Annotated in this window: 26 protein-coding genes; 11 read left to right on the top strand and 15 right to left on the bottom strand. The window is 60.7% G+C overall.

Annotated elements, in window-relative coordinates; genetic code table 11:
* Positions 1–306 precede the first annotated feature (306 nt).
* Both tcuC and AB4N47_RS07065 read left to right on the top strand, forming a co-directional pair.
* Positions 307–1,599, top strand: coding sequence for an MFS transporter (gene tcuC, locus AB4N47_RS07070; RefSeq protein ID WP_016775219.1), 1,293 nt, complete (start codon positions 307–309; stop codon positions 1,597–1,599).
* Positions 1,600–1,611: 12 nt separating this feature from the next.
* Positions 1,612–2,382 carry a substrate-binding domain-containing protein gene (locus AB4N47_RS07065; protein ID WP_024013368.1) on the top strand — a complete coding sequence of 257 codons (771 nt, stop codon included), beginning with the start codon at positions 1,612–1,614 and terminating at the stop codon, positions 2,380–2,382.
* Here AB4N47_RS07065 and AB4N47_RS07060 read toward each other — a convergent pair.
* Positions 2,372–3,286 carry a LysR family transcriptional regulator gene (locus AB4N47_RS07060; protein WP_016775221.1) on the bottom strand — a complete coding sequence of 305 codons (915 nt, stop codon included), beginning with the start codon at positions 3,284–3,286 and terminating at the stop codon, positions 2,372–2,374. The genes AB4N47_RS07065 and AB4N47_RS07060 overlap by 11 nt on opposite strands.
* A gap of 259 nt (positions 3,287–3,545) precedes the next feature.
* Here AB4N47_RS07060 and AB4N47_RS07055 point away from each other — a divergent pair, with 259 nt between their 5' ends.
* Positions 3,546–5,354 carry a monovalent cation:proton antiporter-2 (CPA2) family protein gene (locus AB4N47_RS07055; RefSeq protein WP_125918665.1) on the top strand — a complete coding sequence of 603 codons (1,809 nt, stop codon included), beginning with the start codon at positions 3,546–3,548 and terminating at the stop codon, positions 5,352–5,354.
* A gap of 121 nt (positions 5,355–5,475) precedes the next feature.
* Here the strand turns inward: AB4N47_RS07055 and hcnC are convergent, their stop codons facing one another.
* From hcnC to AB4N47_RS07035, 4 genes are all read right to left on the bottom strand, one after another.
* On the bottom strand, positions 5,476–6,735 hold the full coding sequence (hcnC, locus tag AB4N47_RS07050; protein WP_341637189.1) for a cyanide-forming glycine dehydrogenase subunit HcnC: 1,260 nt from the start codon (positions 6,733–6,735) through the stop codon (positions 5,476–5,478).
* Positions 6,728–8,137: a cyanide-forming glycine dehydrogenase subunit HcnB gene (gene hcnB, locus AB4N47_RS07045; RefSeq protein ID WP_341637188.1), complete on the bottom strand. Its 1,410-nt coding sequence runs from the start codon at positions 8,135–8,137 to the stop codon at positions 6,728–6,730. Before hcnB ends, hcnC begins: the two co-directional genes overlap by 8 nt.
* Positions 8,134–8,448, bottom strand: a complete 315-nt coding sequence (locus AB4N47_RS07040; protein ID WP_016775225.1) for a (2Fe-2S)-binding protein — start codon at positions 8,446–8,448, stop codon at positions 8,134–8,136. Before AB4N47_RS07040 ends, hcnB begins: the two co-directional genes overlap by 4 nt.
* A gap of 238 nt (positions 8,449–8,686) precedes the next feature.
* Positions 8,687–9,226, bottom strand: a complete 540-nt coding sequence (locus tag AB4N47_RS07035) for a hypothetical protein (RefSeq protein ID WP_136493709.1) — start codon at positions 9,224–9,226, stop codon at positions 8,687–8,689.
* Between the two features lie 493 nt (positions 9,227–9,719).
* Here AB4N47_RS07035 and AB4N47_RS07030 point away from each other — a divergent pair, with 493 nt between their 5' ends.
* Both AB4N47_RS07030 and AB4N47_RS07025 read left to right on the top strand, forming a co-directional pair.
* Positions 9,720–10,085 (top strand): DUF6124 family protein, encoded by a 366-nt coding sequence (locus AB4N47_RS07030; RefSeq protein WP_341637187.1) that lies wholly within the window; start codon positions 9,720–9,722, stop codon positions 10,083–10,085.
* A 13-nt stretch (positions 10,086–10,098) separates the two neighbouring features.
* The gene (locus AB4N47_RS07025; RefSeq protein ID WP_185757881.1) at positions 10,099–10,458 is read left to right on the top strand and encodes a DUF6124 family protein; all 360 of its coding nucleotides are present in this window, start codon (positions 10,099–10,101) and stop codon (positions 10,456–10,458) included.
* Positions 10,459–10,637: 179 nt separating this feature from the next.
* Here the strand turns inward: AB4N47_RS07025 and AB4N47_RS07020 are convergent, their stop codons facing one another.
* Positions 10,638–11,567: a hypothetical protein gene (locus AB4N47_RS07020; protein ID WP_016775227.1), complete on the bottom strand. Its 930-nt coding sequence runs from the start codon at positions 11,565–11,567 to the stop codon at positions 10,638–10,640.
* A 308-nt stretch (positions 11,568–11,875) separates the two neighbouring features.
* On the opposite strand from AB4N47_RS07020, the gene AB4N47_RS07015 reads away from it, so the two are divergent.
* Together AB4N47_RS07015 and AB4N47_RS07010 are read left to right on the top strand one after the other, a co-directional pair.
* Positions 11,876–12,559: a response regulator transcription factor gene (locus AB4N47_RS07015; protein WP_039762250.1), complete on the top strand. Its 684-nt coding sequence runs from the start codon at positions 11,876–11,878 to the stop codon at positions 12,557–12,559.
* Complete coding sequence (locus AB4N47_RS07010) at positions 12,537–13,931, top strand: sensor histidine kinase (protein ID WP_123442155.1); 1,395 nt, start codon at positions 12,537–12,539, stop codon at positions 13,929–13,931. The genes AB4N47_RS07015 and AB4N47_RS07010 overlap by 23 nt, the downstream gene beginning before the upstream one ends.
* 142 nt (positions 13,932–14,073) lie before the next feature.
* On the opposite strand, the gene AB4N47_RS07005 is transcribed toward AB4N47_RS07010, so the two are convergent.
* From AB4N47_RS07005 to AB4N47_RS06990, 4 genes are all read right to left on the bottom strand, one after another.
* Entirely contained in the window at positions 14,074–14,484 is a 411-nt protein-coding gene (locus AB4N47_RS07005) for an SRPBCC family protein (RefSeq protein WP_341637186.1), read from the bottom strand.
* 21 nt (positions 14,485–14,505) lie between these two features.
* A complete protein-coding gene (locus AB4N47_RS07000; RefSeq protein ID WP_341637185.1) occupies positions 14,506–15,303 on the bottom strand; it encodes an SDR family NAD(P)-dependent oxidoreductase in 798 nt (265 codons plus the stop codon).
* A 162-nt stretch (positions 15,304–15,465) separates the two neighbouring features.
* Positions 15,466–16,134, bottom strand: a complete 669-nt coding sequence (locus AB4N47_RS06995; protein ID WP_341637184.1) for an HAD-IA family hydrolase — start codon at positions 16,132–16,134, stop codon at positions 15,466–15,468.
* Positions 16,135–16,191: 57 nt separating this feature from the next.
* Complete coding sequence (locus AB4N47_RS06990; protein ID WP_016775233.1) at positions 16,192–16,605, bottom strand: response regulator; 414 nt, start codon at positions 16,603–16,605, stop codon at positions 16,192–16,194.
* Positions 16,606–16,802: 197 nt separating this feature from the next.
* Here AB4N47_RS06990 and AB4N47_RS06985 point away from each other — a divergent pair, with 197 nt between their 5' ends.
* Positions 16,803–17,744 (top strand): class I SAM-dependent methyltransferase, encoded by a 942-nt coding sequence (locus AB4N47_RS06985; protein WP_341637183.1) that lies wholly within the window; start codon positions 16,803–16,805, stop codon positions 17,742–17,744.
* Positions 17,745–17,867: 123 nt separating this feature from the next.
* Here the strand turns inward: AB4N47_RS06985 and AB4N47_RS06980 are convergent, their stop codons facing one another.
* Positions 17,868–18,647 (bottom strand): helix-turn-helix transcriptional regulator, encoded by a 780-nt coding sequence (locus tag AB4N47_RS06980; RefSeq protein WP_341637182.1) that lies wholly within the window; start codon positions 18,645–18,647, stop codon positions 17,868–17,870.
* A gap of 111 nt (positions 18,648–18,758) precedes the next feature.
* Between AB4N47_RS06980 and AB4N47_RS06975 the strand changes: the two genes are divergently transcribed.
* A complete protein-coding gene (locus AB4N47_RS06975; protein ID WP_341637181.1) occupies positions 18,759–19,862 on the top strand; it encodes a polyamine ABC transporter substrate-binding protein in 1,104 nt (367 codons plus the stop codon).
* 72 nt (positions 19,863–19,934) lie between these two features.
* A complete protein-coding gene (locus AB4N47_RS06970; RefSeq protein WP_341637180.1) occupies positions 19,935–21,059 on the top strand; it encodes a DmpA family aminopeptidase in 1,125 nt (374 codons plus the stop codon).
* Between the two features lie 217 nt (positions 21,060–21,276).
* On the opposite strand, the gene AB4N47_RS06965 is transcribed toward AB4N47_RS06970, so the two are convergent.
* Positions 21,277–21,909 carry a TetR/AcrR family transcriptional regulator gene (locus AB4N47_RS06965; RefSeq protein ID WP_024013378.1) on the bottom strand — a complete coding sequence of 211 codons (633 nt, stop codon included), beginning with the start codon at positions 21,907–21,909 and terminating at the stop codon, positions 21,277–21,279.
* 159 nt (positions 21,910–22,068) lie between these two features.
* On the opposite strand from AB4N47_RS06965, the gene AB4N47_RS06960 reads away from it, so the two are divergent.
* Positions 22,069–22,509, top strand: a complete 441-nt coding sequence (locus AB4N47_RS06960; protein WP_341637179.1) for a hotdog fold domain-containing protein — start codon at positions 22,069–22,071, stop codon at positions 22,507–22,509.
* Positions 22,510–22,568: 59 nt separating this feature from the next.
* Here the strand turns inward: AB4N47_RS06960 and AB4N47_RS06955 are convergent, their stop codons facing one another.
* The 3 genes from AB4N47_RS06955 to AB4N47_RS06945 all read right to left on the bottom strand — a co-directional run bounded on the left by AB4N47_RS06955 (position 22,569) and on the right by AB4N47_RS06945 (position 25,333).
* Positions 22,569–23,255, bottom strand: a complete 687-nt coding sequence (locus AB4N47_RS06955) for a GNAT family N-acetyltransferase (protein WP_341637178.1) — start codon at positions 23,253–23,255, stop codon at positions 22,569–22,571.
* A gap of 87 nt (positions 23,256–23,342) precedes the next feature.
* Entirely contained in the window at positions 23,343–23,900 is a 558-nt protein-coding gene (locus AB4N47_RS06950; protein ID WP_341637177.1) for a YceI family protein, read from the bottom strand.
* Positions 23,901–23,974: 74 nt separating this feature from the next.
* Positions 23,975–25,333 carry an MATE family efflux transporter gene (locus AB4N47_RS06945; protein WP_071171782.1) on the bottom strand — a complete coding sequence of 453 codons (1,359 nt, stop codon included), beginning with the start codon at positions 25,331–25,333 and terminating at the stop codon, positions 23,975–23,977.
* Positions 25,334–25,526: the final 193 nt, after the last annotated feature.

Raw genomic sequence — 25,526 nt, 5'->3', positions numbered from 1 at the left:
GTTTTTTTGCTTACTTTTTTTAGGCGTTTGTAAAAAAAGTGAGTCGCCGTAAGGGCCAAACCCTAAGCGGCCATGACCGCAGCAACGGATATGTACCCGGTCAGCCAGACCAAATCATCGCCCGACACGACGCAGGCTCGCTCCCACAAATCCGCCAAGCAGTGAAGCCATTGATCCGCCCCACGCATCAATCCATGCCAACAATGCAATTAACAGATTGTTACATCTGCGCCACCATCCACCTCAATAAAAACCGTGCGCCGCTTCTCCGTAGCGCACGTCATAAAAGCGGTGGAGTACTTTTCAATGACAGCCTCAATCCCTACCAACGGCTCGCGGGCCGGTGCCATCTTCCGGGTGACCTCGGGCAACTTCCTCGAACAGTTCGACTTCTTTCTGTTCGGCTTCTACGCCACGCAGATCGCGGCGGTGTTCTTCCCGGCGAGCAGTGAGTTCGCCTCCCTGATGATGACTTTCGCAGTGTTTGGCGCAGGCTTCCTGATGCGTCCGCTGGGCGCCATTGTGCTCGGCGCCTACATCGATGACGTCGGCCGGCGCAAAGGTCTGATCGTCACCCTGTCGATCATGGCCAGCGGCACGATATTGATTGTGCTGGTGCCCGGATACGAAACCATAGGCCTGTTCGCCCCGGCGCTGGTACTGATCGGGCGACTGCTGCAAGGCTTCTCGGCCGGTGCGGAACTCGGTGGTGTTTCGGTGTATCTGTCCGAGATCGCCACGCCGGGTCGCAAAGGCTTTTTCACCGCTTGGCAGTCGGCCAGTCAGCAAGTGGCGATCATCGTTGCTGCCGCGCTGGGCTACGGTCTGAACCAGTGGATGGAGCCGCAAGCCGTGGCCGCGTGGGGCTGGCGCATTCCGTTTTTCGTCGGCTGCATGATCGTCCCGTTCATCTTCTTCCTGCGTCGTAATCTGGCGGAAACCGAAGAGTTCGCCGCACGCAAACACCGTCCAAGCATGCGCGAAGTGTTCCGCACCCTCGGCCAGAACTGGGGCGTGGTGCTCGGCGGAATGCTGATGGTCGCGCTGACCACCACCGCGTTCTACCTGATCACCGTGTACGCGCCGACCTTCGGTAAAACCGTGCTGCACCTGAGCACTTCCGACGCGCTGCTGGTGACGCTGCTGGTGGGTGTGTCGAACTTCTTCTGGCTGCCGATTGGCGGCGCGTTGTCCGACCGTATCGGTCGTCGCCCAGTGCTCATAGGCATGGCCCTGCTGGCGCTGGCCACGACTTATCCAGCGCTGTCGTTCCTGGTGCAGGCGCCGAGCTTCACCAACATGCTGCTGTCGCTGCTGTGGTTGTCCTTCATTTACGGCTTGTACAACGGCGCGATGATTCCGGCGCTGACCGAAATCATGCCGGTTGAAGTGCGCGTCGCCGGTTTCTCCCTGGCTTACAGCCTGGCCACGGCGATCTTTGGCGGTTTCACCCCGGCGATGTCGACTTTCCTGATCCAGTACACCGGCGACAAAGCCGCGCCAGGTTACTGGATGAGCATCGGTGCCCTGTGCGCGCTGTGCGCCACGCTTTATCTGTACCGCCGTGCCGGTGGTCGTCTGCAACCTGTCGCGGCCTGAGGAAAACTCGCCATGAAAAAACTTTTTACTGTCACCGCCCTGCTCGCCGGTCTCGCCTTCAACGTCGCGGCCCAGGCCGAAGAACTCAGCGTGATGACCTCCGGTGGTTTCACTGCCGCCTACAAGATCCTCGGGCCGAAATTCGCCGCCGCAACGGGCAACACGCTGACCACCAGCCTCGGCCCGTCGATGGGCAAGGCGCCGGAAGCGATTCCCAATCGTCTGGCTCGCGGTGAGCACGCCGACGTGGTGATCATGGTCGGTTACGCCCTCGATGAGCTGATCAAACAAGGCAAGGTCGACCCGGCCTCCCGCGTTGAACTGGCGGATTCGCGGATCGGCATGGTGGTGCGTGAAGGCGCGGCGAAACCGGACATCAGCAGCGTCGACGGCCTGAAGAAAACCCTGCTTGATGCGCAGTCGGTGGCCTACTCCGACAGCGCCAGCGGCGTGTACATCGAGCAGCAGCTGTTCAAGAAACTCGGCATCGAAGATCAGTTGAAACCGAAAGCCAAGATGATCGCCAGGATACCGGTCGGCTCGGTGGTTGCCACTGGCGACTATCAGCTGGGCTTCCAGCAGGTCAGCGAATTGCTGCCGGTGCCGGGCGTGAGCTTCGTCGCGAAGATTCCGGAATCGGTACAGTCGGTGACACGTTTTGCCGCGGGCATTCCGGTCAAGGCCGAGCATCCGCAAGAAGCCAAGGCCCTGCTCGCCTACCTCGCGGCACCGGCCGCTCAGGCTGACGTGCAGGCCACCGGGCTGGATTCGGTCAAGCGTTGATCGTTGGCGGCTGGACGCGCATTTCCACGACCAGCCGCTCCAGTTCCAGTGCCGCCGGGGTCAACGTGCGATCCCGGCGCTTGATGATGCCGACACTGCGCATCACCTGCGGCTCAATCAGTGGCACCCGCGTCAGGATCGGATGATCCGGCCCGGGCATCGCCATCAATGGCACCGCCGCCACGCCCAGCCCCGCCTCCACCAAGCCGATCATCGTCGTCACATGCCGCGTCTCGCAGATGCTTTGACGCTGCGGCACTACCCCGCCCAAGGCCTGATCGAGCAGAAAGCGATTGCCCGAAGTCTTGTCCAGCGCAATGTAATCCTGCTGATAGAACTCGTCCCAGCTGACGCTGCTGCGCCCGGCCAGCGGATGATCGCGACGACAGGCGACAACGTAGCACTCCTGCACAAGCGGTTCGAACTCGACTTTGGCATCCTGCGTGCCGAGAAAACTCAAACCGAAATCCGCCTCGCCATTGACCACCGCACTCAACACATCGTGAGCGCTGGAATCGAGGACTTTGACCTTGATCCGTGGAAACTGCTGGTGATAGCGCGCGACCACGCGGGGCATGAAGTAGTACGCCGCCGACGGCACGCAGGCGACGGTGACATGGCCCAGTCGGGTCGAGGCGACTTCGCTGATGCCGAGCAAGGCAATGTCGAGATCATCCAGCAAGCGCTCGACGCTGGGCATGAAGCCGCGCCCGGCCTGGGTCAGGCTGACCTTGCGGGTGGTGCGCTCGAACAGTTTCACGCCGAGGGCGTCTTCGAGCTTTTCGATGCGCCGGCTCAGCGCCGGCTGCGACAGGCGCACGGTGTCGGCAGCCTTGCGAAAACTGCCCTGCTCGACCACCGCACGAAAGGCTTGCAAGTCGTTGAGGTCGAAGTTGATGGCCATGGCGTTTCCGGAAATTGATGCGCAGGGGTTATAAATGTAACCAGTTGATGCAAATTATTACAGAGCACATGAAGATCCCCTGTAGGAGCTGCCGCAGGCTGCGATCTTTTGATCTTGATTCTCTGAAGGCAAAAGCAAGATCAAAAGATCGCAGCCTCGTTGCACTCGACAGCTCCTACAAGGATCGTTGGTGGATCTGAAATTGATTGAGCCCTTATCCTTGTCACCCCCGCCGTACCCGTAGTCAGGAGTCGTTCCAATGCCCCATGAAGGCAATCTGTTGCAAGCCGCCGTCGTGTTTCTGTTCGCGGCCGTGCTCACCGTGCCTTTGGCCAAACGTCTGCAACTGGGCGCGGTGCTCGGTTATCTGTTTGCCGGGGTGATCATCGGCCCGTCGGTGCTCGGCCTGATCGGCAACCCGCAAAGCGTTGCGCATATCTCCGAGCTGGGCGTGGTGTTGCTGCTGTTCATCATCGGCCTGGAGCTTTCGCCGCGCCGCTTGTGGGTGATGCGTAAATCCGTGTTCGGCGTCGGTCTGGCGCAGGTGCTGTTGACCGCATCGGTGATCGGCGTGCTGGCGCTGTCGGTGTTCGGCCAGCCGCTGAACAGCGCCATTGTGCTGGGCCTCGGTCTGGCGCTCTCCTCCACGGCGTTCGGCCTGCAAAGCCTTGCCGAACGCAAGGAACTGACCAGCCCCCACGGGCGTCTCGCGTTTGCGATTCTGCTGTTCCAGGACATCGCCGCGATTCCGCTGATTGCCTTGGTGCCGATGCTCGCCGGCGTCGATCACCACACCAGCACCGCCGACGATATTCGTCACAGCTTGCAGGTGCTCGGCGGCATTGCCGTGGTGGTGATCGGCGGGCGGTATCTGCTGCGTCCGGTGTTCCGCGTGGTAGCGAAAACCGGTCTGCCCGAGGTATCCACTGCCACGGCGTTGCTGGTGGTGATCGGCACGGCGTGGCTGATGGATCTGGTCGGCGTGTCGATGGCGTTGGGCGCGTTTCTCGCCGGTCTGCTGCTGGCGGATTCGGAATACCGGCATGAGCTGGAAGCGCAGATCGAACCGTTCAAGGGCCTGCTGCTCGGGCTGTTTTTCATCAGCGTCGGCATGGGCGCCAATCTCAGCCTGTTGTTGAGCGCGCCGATCACCGTGTTGGGCCTGACTCTGCTGCTGATCGGTCTGAAATTGCCGCTGCTGTTCGTCGTCGGACGTCTGGCAGGAGGATTGAACAAAATCAGCGCAATCCGCCTCGGCATCGTCCTCGCTGCCGGCGGTGAGTTTGCCTTCGTGGTGTTCAAGATCGGTCGCGATCAGGGCCTGTTCGAGCCGCGTCTGTACGACCTGCTGGTGCTGACCATCACCCTGTCAATGGCGCTGACGCCGTTGTTGCTGTTGATCTGCGCACGGCTGGTCAGTCCGAAAGTACAGCCAGTGGAAGTGCCGGAGAAATTCCGCGAAATCGATACCGAAGCGCCGCGTGTGGTGATTGCCGGCATGGGCCGGATGGGCCAGATCGTGGCGCGGATTCTGCGCGCGCAAAACATCAAGTTCGTTGCGCTGGACACCTCGGTGGAAACCATCGAACTGTCGCGCAGCTTCGGCGGTGTGCCAGTGTTCTACGGCGACCCGATGCGCCCGGAAATCCTTCACGCGGCGAAGGTTGGCGAAGCGGAGTATTTCGTCATTGCCACGGATGATCCGGAGACCAACATCAAGACTGCCGAAGTGGTGCACAAGCACTATCCGCACATGAAAATCATCGCCCGCGCGCGTAACCGCCAGCACGTGCATCGCCTGGTGGATGTCGGCGCGGAAGCGATTCGTGAGACCTATTATTCGAGCCTGGAAATGAGCCGGCGCACGCTGGTCGGCCTCGGTCTGACCCAAGCCCAGGCCGATGCGCGGATCAAGCGTTTCAAGCATCACGACGAACAGGTGCTGGAGGCGCAACACGCCGTCTACGACGACGCCGCCAAAGTCCTGCAGACCGCCCAGGAAGCCCGGGCGGAACTGGCCAAATTGTTTGAATCGGATCAGCTCGAAGAAGAAGCGCGCAAGTCCTGATCGTGCCTTGCGCAGATCCAACTGTGGGAGCGAGCCTGCTCGCGAAAGCGTCGTGTCAGTCACCCAATACTTCACTGACAGATTGCATTCGCGAGCAGGCTCGCTCCCACAGGGGATTGGGTCAGGCCCGTTCCAGCGCGGGGGCGGGCTCGACGGCTGCGACTGCAAACCGATTCGCCAGAAACGGCGCGATATCCAGCGGCAGCGGTTCGTCATTCACCAGTTTATCCAGCAGCACACCGGTAATCGCCGACGTCAGAATGCCGGTGCGGAAGTGCCCGCAAGCATTCAGATAACCCTCGACCCCACGCATCGGCCCGAGGATCGGCAACTCATCCGGAGAGCCCGGACGCAGCCCCGCCCATGTGCGCTTCAGATTGACGTCCACAAGCTCCGGCAGACAGCGCACCGCGCCCTGCACCAGCCCGGCGATTTCCGGGTAGGTGGTGGTGACGTCGAACCCTTTGTCTTCGGTGGTGCTACCAATGAGGATTTCGCCGTTGTCCTTTTGCGCCACGTAGCAATCGCTGGTGGTCAGGCAGCCGTTGAGGATTTTCGGCATGCGCTCGGTCAGCAGGATCTGCCCTTTCACCGGTTTCACCGGAATGCGAATTCCCGTGGCCCACTCACTCAGATCCGCCGCCCAGGCACCGGCGGCGTTGATCAGCGTCTTGCAGTGGAACACCCCCGCCTCCGCCGTCTGCACGCCGGTCACACGAGTGCCGTGATGCAACACGCCGGTGACGTTGGTGTTGACGAAGATGTCGACGCCGTTCTGCCGCGCGCCTTCCATGTAGGCATCGGCGAGGCGGAACGGACTGACCTGATGATCGCAGAGAAACTCCAGCGCCCCGCGCGCCTCATGGCTGACACTCGGTTCCGCGGCGCGCAACGCCGCTTGATCGAGCCAGCGCACCTGATCGGCCAGATGCGGAATGCAGCCGACGATGTGCTCGGCGTAGAGCCGATCTTCGTCGTCATAGATCACGAATTTCAATCCGGTCTTTTCGAACTTGCAATCCATGCCGTGGTTGTCTTTCAGCTCGCGGTGCAGCGCCGGGTACAGCGCATTGGACTGCAAGGCAAAATCGAAAAACGACTGCGGCAGAATATGCGGCGTACTGGCGTCCACCGCTACCGCAGCGCCCTGGGTTTCGCGCTTGCGGTTGGCCGACATCATGCGAAAGAAAATCACCCCGCAACCGAGGCCGACCGACTCGCCGATCGCCCATAAACCACCCGCCGAAGCACGGGTCGCATTGCCGGGGCGCTTGGCGTCGATCAGTGCAACTTTCAGATCTTTGCGCTTGGACAATTGGTAGGCGCAGGAGGCGCCGATCACGCCGCCACCGGCAATGACCACGTCGTAGAACTTACTCATGGCAAGCGCCCTCCGTGCCGAGAGACTGGAACGCGGAAAACGGCACCGGATCGATTGGAAAGCGCGGGCGCAGCCAACCGACATCCTGACGTCCGGTGGCCTGGCGCAAGCGATCGCTGCAATAGCCGACGCACATCCGCCCCTGACAATCGCCCATGCTCACGCGGGTGCGCATTTTCAGGCTGGCGATGTCTTGCACACCCTGCTCCAGGGCCAGATCGATGTCGGCGCGGGTTGCGTGCTCGCAGCGACAGATCACCGTGTCGGCTGCGGGCAAAGCGATCTGACCAACGCCGCGCTCGGTGTAGCGATCCACCGCTGCACGAAAGCGCACGATGGCTCTGAGCTTGCTCGCGTAACGATCGCGGCGCACCCGGGCCAGCTCGGCGTCGAGCACACCGCGTTGCAGCAGGATCGAAGTGGCGGCGATCTTGCCGGCGAGCATCGCCGCTTCGCCGCCGCGGATCCCGCCCATGTCGCCGGCCAGATGCACATGCGCGACGCTGCTTTGCTGCCAGACATTGGCGTTGGCACGCAGGTAGCCATCGTCGCTGAAGCCGTGATCAAGGCCCATCTGCTGGCTCAATTGCGTGCGCGGAATAAAACCGTAACCGACCGCCAGGGTCTGCGCTTCGAAACGCTCGACCCGCGACAGATCCGCCTCCCACGTCGACGAATACGGCGCGACGCTGACGCTTTTCAATTCGCCCTCGCCGTGGGCTTCGACCACCCCCCAACCGTAGTTCATCGGGATGCCGTGCAACTTTAGGTAAGCGAGCATGCTCAAGCCATCGAGGAACAGCTGCGGCTTGTTCAAGAGCGCCAGACTCTCGCGGGCGATCTTGCCGAATGCACACGCCTCGTAGACGCCAGCGACACGCACGCCGGAGGCATGCAACTGGGTCGCAACCAGCGGCAGCAACGGCCCGGTGCCGGCGATGATCACCGGCCCTTGCGGCTTGACCACGCCACTCTTGATCTGCAATTGAAGACCACCGAGCAGAATCACTCCCGGCAACGTCCAGCCGGGAAACGGCACGCTGCGTTCGTGACATCCAGCGGCCAACAGCAGTTGCGGATAAGCGATCTCGTGCAGTTGCTCATCACCGTCGAGCACCACCACTGCGCGGGTGCCTTCGGCGCCGACCACCCGATGGTTGAGGCGCACGTCGATCAGCCCTGACTGCTGCTGAAATTCACCGTGCAGTTTGTCCAGTGCTTCGGAATAACGCGGCCCGAGATAATCCAGCTGCACGCCATCGCGCAACGGCCCGCGATACACCACACCGCCGAGGCGCGAAGCCTCTTCGAGCAAGGTGCAGCGCACGCCGTGGCGCGCCAGTTCGATGGCCGCCGCCATCCCCGCCGGCCCGCCGCCAACGATCACCGGTTGCAGGCTCATACGACCTCCTGCGCGACGACGCGGTTGACTCGGGTTTCGATCTGCATGCCGTCGCGGACCACGGTCTGGCAGGCGCGGCGTTTGTGGCGACCGTTGATTTTCACCAGACAGCACTGGCACACGCCCATGCCGCAATAGGCGCCGCTGATTTGATCGTGATCGTTGCGTGCGATCTGGCGCACGCCGAGGGACTGGATGACGCTGAGAACGGTTTCGCCAATGGCGGCGCTGACCGCTTGGCCGTTGATGTGCACGGTCATGTCCGCCTGCACCAAGGGCTGGATATCGAAGGTTCTTTCTAGGCAGTTCATTACGGTGTTCGTCCGTGAAGATTCAGTTGAGGTTGTGACAGCTCCTTGCTGCACTACGCCTCGTCGACGCTTTTATTGCTGTGTTTTCAACGTCGACGCGGATACTTCGTCAGCGCAACAAGGTGCGCGACAAGCACTGTAGCTCATACCTCAGCAAAGGCCTGGATCATTTACGGTAGGCGATATCGCCAGGGGAAATATTGATCCAGGCCAGTGAAAATGGCGGGATGGACAACGATCAATTGGAGAAGACGAACTGGCCTTTGATCTTCTTTGCGCCGATCAATGCAAGGTCCGGGAACAGCAGGTTTTTCAGCCAAGCGACGTAGAAGATCATCGCCAGCGTGATCGCCACGCCGATCACTGTACCGATCGGGTCATCCGCATATTCCTTGAACATGCGCGGCATCTGGCTGATCGAGAGCATCACGTACACCGTATAGGCATGGGCCGCGTTGCGATAAAAACCCCAGGCAAAAAGCAAAGGCACGCCACCGGCGAACAAACCAAGTCCGATGGCGAAACCGCTGCTGATGGTCAGCCCGAGGAGATAGCCGCCCACCAGACCGATCAGCGCCTGAACGTAAGTCAGTCCGAGAAGGATCTTGATCTTGCCGGCGTGTCGTTCAATCAGTTTCGGATCGGGGCGTGAGCCGATCAGGTACGCCAGCGCCTTGTCTTTCAGCGCACCACCGGAGAATGCCTTGAAAGTCTCGGTTTTCGAGCGCCCCCCATCGAGCATTTCGCTGACCTGGCGTTTGATTTCCTTTTTGTCCAACGTGTTCTTCCTTAAATGAAAAATCGGGGGAGTGAAGCAGAGGTGCACTTCGGGGGCGGATTGTCGCTTTGTTGAGTTGCCGAAAGCAAAAGGCTCAGGCTTGCCAGAGCCGCTTCGCAGTTATAAACGCGATTTGTCGATCTTGTTTAAATCACACGTACTGTTACTGCACCAAGCCTACAACGCCTTGCGTCACTGCCTACGGGTACATCAGAATCCGCCGGCTTACACGGCTATCGGTAGGGCTATATCGTTTCCCTGTCACTGCAAAACAGTGATCGGGTTTGGTAGCCCGTTTCTTGATAGTTGTATGGCGTCCCTTCAAGCGGCCCCTCTTTTGAGGATCAGCTCTTTATGGTGACCATGCGTGGGGCTCATTCGTGAGCGCCGGGGTTAACTATCTTGACCGGTCTACCAACCCGCGCGTGGCCGCCACCCTTCGTTTGGTAGCGATAGTGACGGCTCTTCATTCCTTCAAGATAGAGAGTCATCCATGTTCAAAGTAACGCCAAACCCGCCAGAAGCCGATTCGATCCCGTACGACCCCGCTCTGGAGCCTCAGCGCATAAAATACGCCGCCGCTCGCGCCATCAACTTTTATCTCGATCCGCAAACCCTCAAGACTACGATTCCCAATCGTCAACCGGGCCGGATCTTTCTCGTCGACCCAACGGTGGACGAGGAAACCTTGCTCCTCGAAGCCTGTGAATCGCTGGCTGCGGCGAACGACATGGCCCGCGAAATAAGCAACGTCATCGAGCCTGCACAGCGCCGTTCGCTGCTGATGTTGCAGCAAGTGATCATGCTGAGTGAGCTGGTCGTCAATCGCGTGCTCGACAGCCGACGCGTGTCGAACTAGCCGCAACCGAGGTATGAGGGGGCGTGCTCCCTCACTGCCAGCGTGCACGTCACCCCATGGCGCTCTCTCTCACACCAAGCGGCTCTCATCGGAGTTACAGCTGATGTCACACACACCATCCAATCCGCCGGCCAGGATCAACGCCACGCCGTACAGCCCCAATACTCTGTTCATGGTCAACCCACAATCCGACACCGAATCGTTGCTGGTCAACGCGTGCGAATCCCTGGCGTCCGCCACGGTGATGCTCGGTGACTTTGCCGGGATGCTCGAAGGCTCACGGCGCAATACCCTGTTGGGCATTGCGCAAGTGGTCATGTTGGGAGAATTGGCCGTGAACAAAGCGCTGGATAACGTCGTGCCGACCGAGTAATTCGCCGCGCTTGCGTTTGCAGTTCCAAAAAGCAAAAAAGCCGCTTTCACCCGAAGATGAAAGCGGCAGAGGCATCCTGCCTCAGAGGGATCAGTGTACGAACAGGGCGATCAGGATGATGATCGGAATCGGTACGCCGAGGAAAAACAGCAGTAATGAGCGCATGGTGACTCTCCTTTTTAACGGACCGGAGTGGTAGTGGTGTAGGTGTCGACTTCAACGTACTCGACTGCATCGCGACGACGACCGCCGAAGGTGGCTGCGAGGCTGGCAAAGAACGCACCGGCCAGCAGCGCGACGAACATCCACAACGAGGTGTAGGCAGCGACTTTCGCGGCGGTGTCGGCAGCTTGCTGGGCTTTCAGTTTCGCGTCGGCGATGGCTTTCTGGGTGTTGGCGTAGATCTCGTCAACGCGACGTTCAGCATCGGCCTGGCTCAGGTTGGTACGTTGCGACACCAGTTGTGCGAGGTAGGTGCGGTCTTCGGCGCTGAGCTGACCGTTGGCCAGGCTCTGGGCGAAGATGCGGGTCACGGTGCCGCGTGCGGCGTCATCGCTGACGGCAGCCGGACGATCATCGCGGAACAGGCTGTCGACGAAGTAGCCGTACTGATCGCTGTCAGTATTGGCTGCGGCAGAACCGGCGGCCTGGCTCATCGCACCGGCAGCACCGCCGACGACGTTAGCCCCAGCCTGCACACCGCCGCTGACGACGCTGCTGACCGAACCGACCACCAGCACAGCGGTGACCAGCGTGGCGACGCACCAGGCGAGGAAGCCGTGGGCGGTGTCACGGAAGTAGACTTCGTCACCGTGCATGTTCGCCCATTTCACCCGCAGACGACCGGCAATGTAGCCGCCCATGCCGGAAGCAATGATCTGCGTCACAGCCAGCCAGACAATCGTCGAAATGCCCAGGCCCTTGGCGCTCACGCCCTCTCCGGCCCACGGTGAAACCGCCGAAAAGCCCAGACCGAAACCGAGCAGCACGAGAATCATCGACAGCGCAGCGGCCGCAGCAGCACCGGCAAAGATCGCGCCCCAGGACACGCCTGAGACGCTGCTCGACTCTTCCACGGCAGGATAATAGCCATCAGGGGATCTATTCATTGTTGTACTGCTCCAGGCATGAAAAATGGTGTTACAACTCGTCAGGTGAGGAATTGCAGTGACCGTGCCAGTTACAGAAACTAAATAAACTGTTTATTTTCAACAGGTTAGAAAGTTTGAACTTCGCTGATCCGTGCAATTTGCAATAAATGGTCAGAGCCTGCGGGTTTTCTGCATTGATGACTGACTGGCAAATCCGATCAGTTCCGATTCACCGTCGCGACGAAGATGAAAGTTAATTTAAAGCGTCACGGTAAATTCTTGGCAAAATGCTGCCATTCCGTTTGAACCGATCAGCAGGCCTGCCTATGACTCGTATCTTGACCATCGAAGACGACGCCGTGACCGCGCGGGAAATCGTTGCCGAACTGAGCAGCCACGGGCTGGACGTCGACTGGGTCGACAATGGCCGCGAAGGCCTCGACCGCGCCGTGAGCGGCAACTACGACCTGATTACCCTCGACCGCATGCTGCCCGAACTGGATGGTCTGGCCATCGTCACCACCCTGCGCACCATGGGCGTGGCGACGCCGATTCTGATGATCAGCGCCCTCTCCGATGTCGATGAGCGCGTACGCGGCTTGCGCGCCGGTGGCGATGACTACCTGACCAAACCGTTCGCCACCGATGAAATGGCTGCGCGGGTCGAAGTGTTGCTGCGCCGGCAGAACAGCGTCGCCACCCAGGCCACCACGCTAAAAGTCGCCGACCTTGAGCTCGACCTGATCAGCCACGAAGCCCGCCGTGCCGGACAGGTGCTGACGCTGCTGCCGACCGAATACAAACTGCTCGAGTTTCTGATGCGCAACAGCGGCCAGATTCTCTCGCGGATGATGATTTTCGAAGAGGTTTGGGGTTATCACTTCGACCCGGGCACCAACCTGATCGACGTGCACATCGGCCGGCTGCGCAAAAAGATCGACGCAGCCGGTAACGTTCCGCTGATCCGCACGGTACGGGGCTCCGGCTATGTCATTGCCGAACCCGTCTGACGGCTGGCGCTCCTCCAGCAGCCGCTTGCTGGCGCTGTACAGCTCGCTGTTCGTGGCGTGGAGCGCGATCCTCATGGGGGTCATGTACTACGAGGTATCCGGCTACCTCGACAAACTGGCCAAACATTCGTTGATGCAACGTCAACACCTGTTTTCGCATTTTCGCGGCGAGCAACTCGAAGACGCCCTCGCCGCCAGCATGACCTTCGATATTCGTGGTATCGACGCCTATGGTCTGTTCAGCGCTGACGGCGTTTACCTGGGCGGCGCACTTCAGCAAATTCCCGAAGGACTGCCGCTCGACGGCAAGATCCATATGCTCGCCGAGTGCGCCGATTCCGACGATCCGACTCTGCCGAGCGACAGCTGCGATGCTGTGGCGACCCAGACTCGCGACGGTCGCTGGCTGGTGCTGCTGCGTGACAATGGCTCGCTGTTCGCAGTGACGCGGATCATTTTGCACGCGCTGTTCTGGGGCGTGTCGCTGACGATTATTCCCGGGGTCGCCGGTTGGCATCTGCTGCGGCGTCGACCGCTGCAGCGCATCCGCGCGATCCAGAACAGCGCCCAGGCCATCGTCGCCGGTGACCTGACGCACCGCTTGCCGCTGTCCAATCGCCGCGATGAACTGGACATGCTCGCCGCCATCGTCAACGCCATGCTTGAGCGCATCGAGCGCTTGATGAACGAGGTCAAAGGTGTCTGCGACAACATCGCCCACGACTTGCGCACACCGCTGACCCGCCTGCGCGCGCAGTTGTATCGGATGCAGCAACAGGCGGGTGAAGGTTCGCAAGAAGCGGCGCAACTGGATCTGGTTCTGGCTGAGGCGGACACGCTGATGGCGCGGTTTCGCGGTTTGTTGCGGATTTCCGAGCTGGAGGATCGCCAGCGCCGCTCAGGTTTCGTCGAACTTGATCCGGTGCGTTTGCTGGAGGAGTTGCACGAGTTCTATCTGCCACTGGCCGAGGAAGGCGACCTGCGCTTTCAACTGAACATGCCCGAGACGCTGCCGCCGCTCAATGGCGACCGCGCGTTGCTGTTCGAAGCGTTGGCGAACCTGCTGAGCAACTCGATCAAGTTCACCCCGCCCGGCGGCACGGTGATGTTGCGTGGGGTCAATGCCAATGGCCAGACGCGGATCGAGGTTCACGATTCAGGCCCGGGGATTCCCGAGGCGGAACGTGAGGCGGTGTTCCAGCGGTTTTATCGCACCGAGGGTGGCCAGCCACAGAGTGGTTTTGGACTGGGGCTGTCGATCGTCGCGGCGATTGTCAGCCTGCACGGCTTCAGTCTTGAAGTCGGCAGCAGTGATCTGGGCGGGGCGAAACTGGTGCTGGATTGTCGGCAGAGTTTGATCAGTCAGGCCTGAGGGAATGCAATCCACCCGGTGGGAGCGAGCCTGCTCGCGAATGCGGTGGTTCAGTCACAGCAATGTTGACTGAACTGACGCCTTCGCGAGCAGGCTCGCTCCCACCGGAAGTCCCATGCTTCATAGGCGCTGTGTGAATCAATCAGGTCGGGTAATTCGCCCGCAAGGCTTCGAGACCGCCTTGGTAGATGCCGTTGAACAACGCCACCACTTCTTCATCGCTCACGCCGACCGCGTTGAAGCGCCCCGACCACGTCACCCGCGCGCCTTCGCCCTGGGCTTCAACCTTGATCGTCGCCAGGTAATCGCTGGCCGGGAACGGTGCCTGTTCGATCGAATAGCTGTACGTTCGGGCGGCGTTATCGAAGGTCTGCAGACGTTCGACGACAACCCCGCCATCGCCCGTTTTCAGCGTGCGCACCCGCCCGCCTTCGCTCAGTTCACTGTGGGTAATCAACGGCAGCCAGTCCGGCAGCGTGTTGAAGCCGCCGATCAATTGCCAGACCTGATCGGCCGAGGCCGGGATGTCGATAGTTGCGGATGCTGTTGGCATAAAACCTCTCTTTCGGAAAATTCAGATAGTCAGGCTGTCGACCACACCGCCATCGACGCGCAACGCGGCGCCCGTGGTGGCCGAGGACAGCGGTGAAGCAATGTACGTGACCAGATGCGCCACTTCCGCAACATCCGCCACACGCTGGATGATCGAGGTCGGACGGGCCTTGCGCACAAAGGCGTCGGCTTCGTCGCGCAGATTGCGCCCGGATTCGGCGGCCGCGTCTCGGAGCATGTCCTGCAGGCCATCGGTGAAAGTCGGCCCCGGCAGGATCGCATTGACCGTGACCCCGGTGCCAGCCAGACGTTTGGCCAGGCCGTGGGACACCGCGAGGTTGGCGCTTTTGGTCACGCCGTAATTGAGCATGTCCGCCGGCGTCGCCACCCCGGATTCCGATGACAGAAAGATCACCCGGCCCCAACCCTGCTCAACCATCGGCGGCACATAATGCCGCGCCAGGCGCACGCCGGAAATCACGTTGACTTCATAGAAGCGCGTCCACTCACTGTCGGGTGTCTCGAAGAAATCGACGTCGTTGAAGATGCCGAGGTTGTTGACCAGAATGTCCGCGCGCGGCTCGGCGGCGAAGAGCTTTTCCGCGCCCTCGGCCGTGCCCAGATCGGCGGTCAGACTGCGCAGTTGCGCCTCCGGCACGGCCTGGCGAATGCTCGCCAGCGCTTGCTCGACCTTGGCCGTGTCGCGACCGATGACCACCACCGTCGCCCCGGCTTCGGCCAACGACTGGCTGATGCCCAGACCGATGCCGCCGGTACTGCCGCTGACAATGGCCAGTTTTCCACTCAGATCGATCTTCATGCGTTTACCTCATCGGTGGGCAAGGGATCTCGCCGGACGGTCGATGCCTGTTACGGGGTCGAACTCGGCGGCGATTTCAGAAGCATGGATCAGCGTAGTTGCGATATTGCCGGCATGGTTGAGCTGCCGACCGGTGACGGGGATGACGCTTTTCGCAGCGGTTCAGTTTTGCAGCAGATGAAGCAAGCCATCGCCATCGACCCTGACGCCAATCGCATCGTAACTGGCCAACGTCGCATGCGCCGTTTCGATCGGGTGCTGGTGCGTGGTGGTGATAATCATCAACGCCGCGCCCGCCGCTTCCGCAGCCTGAATGCCGACGGCAGCGTCCTCGAAAATCAGGCAATCCGCCGGCTCGACACCGAGCTTTTTCGCCGCCAGCAGATACCCCGCAGGATCAGGCTTGCCAGCCTTTACATCTTCCGCCGTGATCATCACCGCCGGCTGCGGAATCCCCGCCGCCGCCATCCGCCGCAACGCCAGATCGCGAGGCGCCGACGTCACCATCGCCCAACGATTTTTCGGCAGCGCGTTGAGAAATGTCGCCGCCGCAGGAATCTCGACAATGCCTTCAACGTCATTGATTTCCGCTGCGGTGATGAACGCTGCTTGTTGCTCGGCATCCACGCCCGGCAGATTCAGCCGGGTGATGGTGTCGATCGCCCGCGCGCCATGGATGGTCGGCAGGAACGTCTCGACATCAACGCCATGGCGCACCGCCCACGCTGACCAAATGCGCTCGGCGGCGGCGATGGAGTTGAGGACGGTGCCGTCCATGTCGAACAGGAGCGCGCCGAACGCGCGATCAAAAATCGATACTTGTGCAGACAAGAGAGCAAATCCTCTGACAGATGGCCGGGGCAGACAGGCCCGGCAATGTAGCACTTGTCAGTGCAGCTGCGGGGCCTTGGATTTGAACGCACTTTCCACACAGTCGAGCAACTGACCGATCGCCCACGGCTTCTTGATGAACGCCACCGAATGCTTGACCCCGGAGGTCTCGGGCGTCTCGTAGCCGGACATGACCATCACCGGTTTTTCCGGCCAGCGATCGCCGAACAGATTAGCCAGGTCCGCGCCGTTAAGCGTGCCGGGCATGGTGATGTCGGTCAGCAGCAGCGCAACATCGGCTGCATGTTTTTCCAGATACAGTGAGGCGGCGTCGGCGCTGGTTTGCGGTTCGACCTTGAACCCTTCCTCCTGGAGAATTTCGCAAAGGAACTCCAGAATCAACGGATCGTCCTCGACAACCAGAATCAACCCGCCAGGAAGGTGCGCGCTCGACGTAGGTGTAGGGCACATGAATAGCACTCCCCCGAATAACATTTTTGATAAGCGGTTTGAATCCGCTGCTTATCAGGTATGAGCAGCGCGCCTTGTAGAAATTCACTTTTGATACAGCAGATTTCGCCAAGGTGTTGTTTTTCGAAGCGCAGCGCCCATCGAATCCCCTCATTTGTGGTTAAAATGCCGGCCCTTTGCCTGGCCGATCCTGATCCATGAACCCTGAAGCCCTCGCTACCCTCCACGCTCATTTGCTGCCCGCACTGGCGGCGGTGCCCAGCGAAACCCGTCGTTTGTTTCACGGGCGCGGTCGCTGCTGGCCGGGGCTGGAGCAGTTGACCGTGGACTGGCTACAGAGCGTGGTGCTGGTGTCACTGTTCAAGGAACCGGCGCCTGAGCAACTGCAGGATCTGCGGGATTTACTGCTGAAACTCGCCGCCTCGCCCGAATGGCAGCAGTCCGGCGCGCACACTTTGCTGATCCAGCACCGTTATCTGCCGCAAAGCACGGCCGAATGGCTGATCGGTGAGGAAATCGAGGAAATGAGCATCGTCGAGGGTGGCTTGCAGTACCGCGTCGACCTGGGGCGCAAGCAGAACGCCGGGCTGTTTCTCGACATGCGCTACGGCCGCAACTGGGTGCGCGAACAGGCGGCGGGCAAGCGGGTGTTGAACCTGTTCGCCTACACCTGCGGTTTTTCCGTGGCGGCAATCGAGGGCGGCGCCAGCCATGTGGTCAACCTGGATATGTCCCGCGCCGCGCTGAGCCGAGGTCGCGACAATCACCGTTTGAACGGCCACGACCTGAGCAAGGTCAGCTTTCTCGGCCACGACCTGTTCAAGTCCTGGGGCAAAGTGATCAACAGCGGCCCGTACGATCTGGTGATCATCGACCCGCCGTCGTTTCAGAAAGGCAGCTTTCTGCTGACCAAGGATTACCAACGGGTGTTGCGCCGCTTGCCGGAACTGCTCACCGCGCAAGGTACGGTGCTGGCGTGCATGAACGACCCGTCGTTCGGTTCCGACTTTCTCATTGATGGCGTGACCCAGGAAGCGCCAAGCCTGCGCTTCGATCATCGGCTGGACAATCCGCCGGAGTTTCCCGATATCGATCCAGAGAGCGGCCTGAAAGCCCTGGTCTTCCAGCGCAGCCACTGACACAGCGTAAGTTCACCTGTGGGAGCGAGCCTGCTCGCGAAAAGCGCAGTGTCAGATAACAATTTTGTTGACTGATACACCGCTTTCGCGAGCAGGCTCACTCCCACACAAACTCTGCGTTGGTCACAAAGACGTCGGCCGCAGCACCAGTGCAAACAACTCACCATGCCCGGTGACATTGAGCTTGTGATAGAGATTGCGCCGATGCACTTTCACGGTCTCCGGCGAAATCCCCATCTGCTGGGCCATCGCCTTGCTGGAAAAGCCCTGCAGGATCAGGCGCGCCGTGTCGATCTCGCGCGCGGTCAGCCGGGCATCGAAACGGTCCAGCAACGTCGCCAGATCCCCCACTACCGCTTCAGCCACCGGCCCTTGCGGCGGCAGCAACTGCATGTGGCGACGCATCGCCGCCAATACCCAATCTCGAATGCACAACAGCCGACCCTGCTCGGCCATGCCAAACGCGGTCGAGCGGCCCAGCGACAAGCCGAGTACCGCGCCTTCGACGTTGATCAGAAACTGCAATTCATCCTCGCCAACCACGGCACGAAAGTAGCTCTGGTAATACTCGCTGTGCAGAAACTGATCCGGCGCAACGGACGCCAGGCTGTGCAGGCCGTCGCTGATCCCGCTGACGGCGGCTTGATAAAACGGATCGAGCAGGTACATGCCGGCGGTATAACCGGCCAGCTCCTGCTGGTCGTCCACGAAGCCCTTGCTGTCGAAGTCGATCAGCAAACGCGGCGGCTGGCCGGCCTGCATCAGGGCGACGAGGGCATTGTCCAGCGGCACCAGCAGGCGCAGGGTGTCGACCAGCGCGCGCCAGAAACCGTCCTGCCCGAGCTGGGTAAATACCCGCGCCAGCCCCTGATGCACCGGCAATTCCTGCAACAACGCGTCCACGCACTACCCCTTTCGAGTAACCCATGATGGGAATGGGGCTGGTGTGACCGGCCCGTTAGCCTGACCACTCCAGTTCATCACCGGCCTGCGACAGGCCAGGAGTGCCGCATCATGCGTCGTCACCGTGGATCTATCAACCCGGGCCTGCTGGCCTGTTTTTGTCTCTCCTCGGTTGCCATGGCGGCAGACGAGCCGAGCGTGCATGTCTACAACTGGTACGACTACATCGGGCCGAACACCCTGCATGATTTCCAGCGCGACAGCGGCATCCGGCCGGTGTACGACACCTTCGACAGCGCCGAAGTGCTCGAAGGCAAACTGATGACCAGCCGCAGCGGCTACGACGTTGTCGTGGCGAGCAACTTCAGCCTGCCGACCCTGATCAAGGCCGGCGCCCTCGCCCCGTTGCCTCGCGATCAACTGCCAGGCTGGCAAAACCTCGACCCCGATCTGCTGAAGAAACTCGCGGTCAACGATCCGGGCAATCAATACGCCGTGCCTTACCTGTGGGGCACCAACGGCATCGGCTACAACGTCGACAAAGTTCGCGCCGCGCTGGGTGACAAAGCGCCGGTGGATTCCTGGGAGTTGCTGTTCAACGAAGCCAATCTGGCCAAACTGGCCGAGTGCGGCGTGGCGATGCTCGATTCGCCGTCGGAAATGCTGCCGGTCGCCCTGCATTACCTGGGCTTGCCGCCGAACAGCACCGATCCCGAGGACTACAAAAAAGCCGAAGCATTGCTGCTCAAGCTGCGCCCGCACATCGCCTACTTCAACTCTTCGAAGTTCATCAGCGATCTGTCCAACGGCAATATCTGCGTGGCGGTTGGCTGGTCCGGGGCGATGCTCGAAGCCAAGACCAATGCCGAGCAGGCCAATAACGGCGTAAAGATCGCCTACAGCCTGCCCAAGGAAGGCGCGCCGGTGTGGTTCGACACTCTGGTGCTGCTCAAGGACGCCCCCAATCGCGCCCAAGGCCTGGCGTTTATCGATTACCTGCTGCGACCGGAAGTGATCGCGCCGGTCAGTGATCACCTGTCGTACCCGAATGGCAATCGCGCCGCGACAGCGCTGGTGGCAGCAGCCACTCGCGACAACCCGGCGGTGTACCCGTCCCCTGCCGCCATGGCCACGCTTTACACCCTCGAACCCTTGCCCAAAGCCGCCGAACGCGTCCGTACGCGGGTGTGGAGCAAGGTCAAGAACGGCCAGTAGCCCGCGCAAGAAATCTGCCTGCCTCATCCGAGCGGTAAGCCGCCCGACCTTTGAATGAAGAGACTGAATCTTATGAATCCGCGTGCCCGTGATCTCGATATCCTGATTGGCCAGATGCAACCTGGCCCGCTCAACGCCATTACCGATGTGCCGGGGGTGCGCGTCGGTCACAGCAATGTACGCGGTCGCAGCAGCAGCGGCCGTGACATCTGCACTGGCGTCACGCTGATCGAGCCGCGCCCCGGCTCGACCAGCCAGCAACCGTGCTTTGCCGGCGTGCATGTACTCAATGGCAACGGTGACGCGACCGGCCTGGAATGGATTCGCGAGGCCGGTCTGCTGACCAGTCCGATTGCCTTTACCAACACCCACAGCCTGGGTGTGGTGCGTGATGCGCTGATTGTGCTGGACCGAGAGCAGCAGCCGGATGACGGGCGGCTTTACTGGAATATGCCGGTGGTGCTGGAAACCTTCGATGGACTGCTCAATGACATCAACGGCTTTCACGTCAAACCCGAGCATGTCGCCGAGGCACTGAACGGCGCCGTGGACGGGCCGGTAGTCGAAGGTGCGGTGGGCGGTGGCAGCGGCATGATCTGCCATGAGTTCAAGGGTGGCATCGGCACCGCATCGCGACGTCTGAGTGCTGCCCAGGGAGGTTGGACCGTCGGCGCGATCGTGCAGGCCAACCACGGCATTCGCAGTGAATTACGCGTCGATGGTTACCCGGTCGGGCGCTATATGGAACAGAAGGATTCACCGTTCCTGCGGGCAGCGCTGCCGCACCCGGGCATGGGCTCGATCGTCGTCTGCCTGGCGACTGATGCGCCGCTGCTGCCCCATCAATGCACGCGTCTGGCACAGCGTGCCAGCCTGGGCCTGGCGCGTACCGGCGGCGGTAACGAAGACCACAGCGGCGACATCTTCATTGCCTTCGCCACCGGCAATGATCACGTCCCGCCTGCGGCTTACGAGGCTAAACGCGCAGCCACCTGCGACGGTTTGCGCATGGTCAACAACGACCACATCAGCGAGCTGTTTCTGGCCGCGACCGAAGCCGTGGAAGAAGCGATCATCAATGCCCTGCTCGCCAGCGACAGCAGAGAGGGCAACGGTCATTCGGTGCCGGGCCTGGATGCGCAGACGCTTCTGGCGGCGCTGAAAAAATCCGGTTGGCCGGGATCGCGCCCGGCATGAACCGGCATTGTGCAAGGACGACTGGCGGTACTTGAGTCGTCCATTGCACGCTCCTAGGATGAAGTTACGCGGTGACCGGATTGATCCGGCGCTGCGTAGGCGTGGGTGTTCTGAACCCCAATCAAGCCCACGCTTTGCTTCACACGCCTCTTGAGCCTCACGGGCTCTACTTCCTCCCCATCAAAGAGCTTTGAGGCTCTTTTTTTGTCTGCGTATTTCAGTTCTCGGCGAGACCTTCGGCGCGTATCGAACGCCACGCCGCTTGCGCGAGCACTTCGCGATAGGCGCTCGGGCTGCCTTTCACTCGCCCTGCCAGCCAGGCTCGGCAGTAGCTGTCCGCTTGGCCAATGATCAGCGATGGCAGCAGCTCGGCAGGCAAATCCTGCAGTTCGGCGGCGCGACCCGATTGCGTCAGCCATTGGCGCAGACGCAGGTTGCGCGTCTTGTTGCGCTCGGCCAGCTCGTCCTTGAACGGGCCTTTGGTCACGGCGAACCGCGCGTGGTACTGGAAACGCGCCCACTGCGGCTGTTGCTCGACCCAGTCGACATAGCTGAAGACCAGCGCCTGCACGCCTTCTTCAGTGGTATTGGCCGCGTCCAGATACGCATCACGCAAACGCGCCTGATCCTCCAGCGCGGTGAAAAACAGCGCCGCGACCAGCCCTTCCTTGTTGCCGAAATGGTGATAGATCGCGCCGACGCTGGTGTCGCACTCGGCACGGATCATTTCGATGGTGGTGGCCTCGATCCCCTGTTCATTGAACAGGCTCAGGGCCTTGCGAAAGATATCGCGTTTGAGTTCGGCGCGGCGGCCGGGGTAGCTGCGTTCCAGTAGATCGGCGGTGTCCATGCTGCTCGGGTCCAAAAACGGAGGTTGATAAAGGCGTCACGTGCCCGTGAACAAATCGCGCCTAGGTTGACAGATTTACCGTGAACAGAATACCGTTCCGTTACAGAACATTATTCTGTACCGGAACATCATTCTGCAAACTACCCAGCGAGGCTTCCCATGAGTCAATCTCTCAGCATGTTCAACAGCGTCGGCCCGGATGCATTCAGCAAAATGGCCTGCCAGTTCGCACCGTACTTCAGCAGCATCAATCCGCTGATTTCCGAGTTGCGCCCGAATGCCGCCACCGTGCACGTGCCGTTTCGCAAGGAAATCACCAACCACCTCGGCACGGTGCACGCGATCGCCATGTGCAACGCGGCAGAACTGGCCGGCGGAATGATGACCGACGTGTCGATCCCGGCCGGCGCGCGCTGGATTCCCAAAGGCATGACCGTGGAATATCTGGCCAAGGCGAAAACCGACGTCACCGCTGTGGCCAGCGCTGAAGGTGTGGATTGGCAAAGCGATGGCGACAAGGTAGTCAACGTCGACATTCACGATTGCGAGGGTAAAAAAGTCTTCACCGCGCACATCACCATGCACGTCAAGCTCGGTTAGCAGGTACAAAAAAGCCCTTGCCGCGGGATGCGCAGCAAGGGCTTTTGATTGGCCGACGATCAGTGCAGGGTCAGGCGCTGACGGACAAATTCTTCTACGTGGCGGCTGGTCTGGTCCAGATGGCGGTCGCGTTGTTTTTCCGCATCGAGCATCGCGCGCTTGCCGTTCTTCTGCAGCAGATAGGTGTGAATCTGCTGCACTTCCAGCGAGCGATAGATCGGCGTGGTGTCGATGAACCCGCGCAGGCCGTTGCTGCGGTAATGCCGCGTGCTCATCAGCACCTGGGTTTCGCGCTGGCCGATCACTTCAAAACCCAGTGCCTCGAAATACGGCACCTTGCCAATGCTGCAGGCCAGTTCCGCATGCGGATAGCGCCCGACCATGTCCGCGAGCATCGCCCGCGCCACACCCTGACGCCGATGACCTTCACGCACCGCCATGTACGCGACGCTGCACGCTTCCCAATCGCCCTGCACCGGCAGACAGATGAGGAATCCGATGACTTGCTCCGGGTCTTCATCGTTAGTGGCCACCAGCAATTCCACCTCGGTGCCCTTCTGGCCGTTCAACGCCTCAAGGTAGAGATGCACCTCATAACCCACCGCGTACTGATAAACGTTGTACAGCAGATTGCTCGGGCCGAGGCCGACAGCACTGATGTCGGTCAGGTAGTCGACGACCATTTGCAGGATCTGGCTGTTGACGTTTTCCGGGCATGGGGAGGTGTAGTGGGTGATGCGTGGCATTGGCAAACTCCGGCGATAAAAAACGTTGCCGATGATCAGAGCCGTCGACGAACCGCGACATCATACCGTGCCGGATCTATTGAACCGTCACTGTTGTGGCGCCACCACCCTGAATTTGATGTTGATGTCCCTCGACACCACGCTGTCAGCCCACTCCCCTGCGCCGAGGCCGAACTCCTCTCGATTGAGCACCAGCTCACCGTCGAAGATGCCGATGGCGTTGTCCGGTTTCAACTCCACCGGCACCTCGACCTCGCGAGTGATGCCCTTGAGCGTGAGCTGACCGGCGACTTGGTAACGATGCTCGTCAACTTGAGTAAAACGGCTGGACTTGAACACCGCGAGCGGGAATTTCCCGGTGTCGAACCACGCCGGTTTCACCAGTTCGGTATTGGCGTCTTCACTGCCGGCATCGATGCTGGCGAGATCGATATGCAGCGTGGTCTGGGCTTTGCCGAGGTCGTCGGTATCGAAGTCCAGCATCGCCTCGAACTTGCCGAAGGTGCCGTACATCCGCGAGCCCATCTGCTGATAGGTGAAGCTGATCTGGCTGGCGCTGGTGTTGACCCGGTTATATTCAGCCGCCTGCGCACCGACCATGACGCACGATGTAAACGCGGCAACCAACAGCAATCGCAACGTCATGACATTCTCCTGGCGGCGTGCGTCGTCGAGGGCCTTGGTTGACTTAAGCAAACAACCCGTTGTTATGCCAGCGCCTATATCAACCGCTCTATCTTCTGATGCTTCCACACCAGTTTGTAATACAGGGTCTGCAAAATCAGCATCCCCAAATAGGCAACCGGGAACGCCATCCACACACCCTGCAAACCGAACTGCCCGTCGAGCCAGTAAGCCGCTGGCAACTGCACGCCGACCACACAAACAATCGAGATGACCACCGGCACCAGTACCGTGCCGCTGGCGCGCATGATCCCGCCGATGATGGCCTGGAAGCCGAATACCAACAGGCTCCAGAGCATGATGTGCAGCAGATGCTCGGCCATCGCCCGGGTCGAGTCCTCGGTCAGGAACAGGCCCAGCAACCAGTGCGATAGCAGATAACCCAGCACAATCAGGCCACCGGTCAGGCACACATTGATTAACAGCCCGGTGCGCAGGATCGGACCCATGCGTTGCAGATGCCCGGCGCCGATTGCCTGGGCACCAAGGATCGATGCGGTGATTGCAATCGACAGCGCCGGAAACTGCACATAGTTGACGATCTGCGTTACTGCGCCATACGCCGCTGTCGCTTGCGAGCCGTGCTGATTGACCAGTGCCAGGATCACCAGCTCCGATAACGACAGGACGATCATCTGTACCCCGGTGGGCAGGCCGATGCGCAGGACCTTGCCGAGAATCACCCGATCCAGTCGCAATGCGGCAAAGAACTCTCGATCCGGCGCCAGCGGATGGCCCTTGCGGATCAGCCGCCAGGCCAGCCACGCCATTGCCGACAGATTCCCCGCCAGCCCGGCATACGCCGCGCTCTGAATGCCCAATGGCGGCAAACCCAGCCAGCCGCGAATCAACGCCGGCGTCAGCGCCAGCCCCACGGCGGTGGAGACGATCAGCGCGAGCAGTGGCGACAGCGTATCGCTGACCCCACGCAGCAATTGGGTGAACAGCACGAATACCAGTAGCGATGGCAGAATCCACAACATGACGTGGGCATAGTCCACCGCATCGTCGAGCACATCCGCCGGCGTGCCCAACCCCGTCAGTGCCTGTCGCGCAAACACCGTGCCCAGCACCGCCGCGACCAAACCGATCAACACACCCAGCAGCAAAGTCGCTCCGGCAATCGCCTTGACCATGTGCGTCTCGCGCGCGCCCCACGCCTGACCGATCAGCACGCCTGCGCCAGCGCCGAGGCCGATGACCAGGGCGATGAAAAAGAACACGACAGGAAACATGCCGGATACGGCCGCAAGCGCTTGGGTGCCGAGCATCTGACCGATGTAGATGCTGTTGACCGTCCCGGACATCGATTGCAGGAAGTTCGACAGCACCATCGGCGCGAGAAACAGCAGATAGGTTTGCCAGAGCGGTTTGGCGAAGGTGGCGCTTTGCATTGAATGGAGGTCCATCTCGACGGCGGCAGGCCTGATTGACGATAGCTTCGGTGAGTTGCGTGCAGCGTGCAATCAACATTTCCAGACGGTGTTGATTGTCTGTTTTGCATTTGTGTAAATGCCGTGCATCGCTTTGTGTCAGTGTTGCGGCTGTGGTAAATCAGCGACTCTGTCGACACGTACTATTGAGGCT

The organism is Pseudomonas sp. S3_G06 (assembly GCF_054667565.1).
Note: the sequence above shows the minus strand (reverse complement) of the source record. Positions and strands in the feature narration are given on the sequence as shown.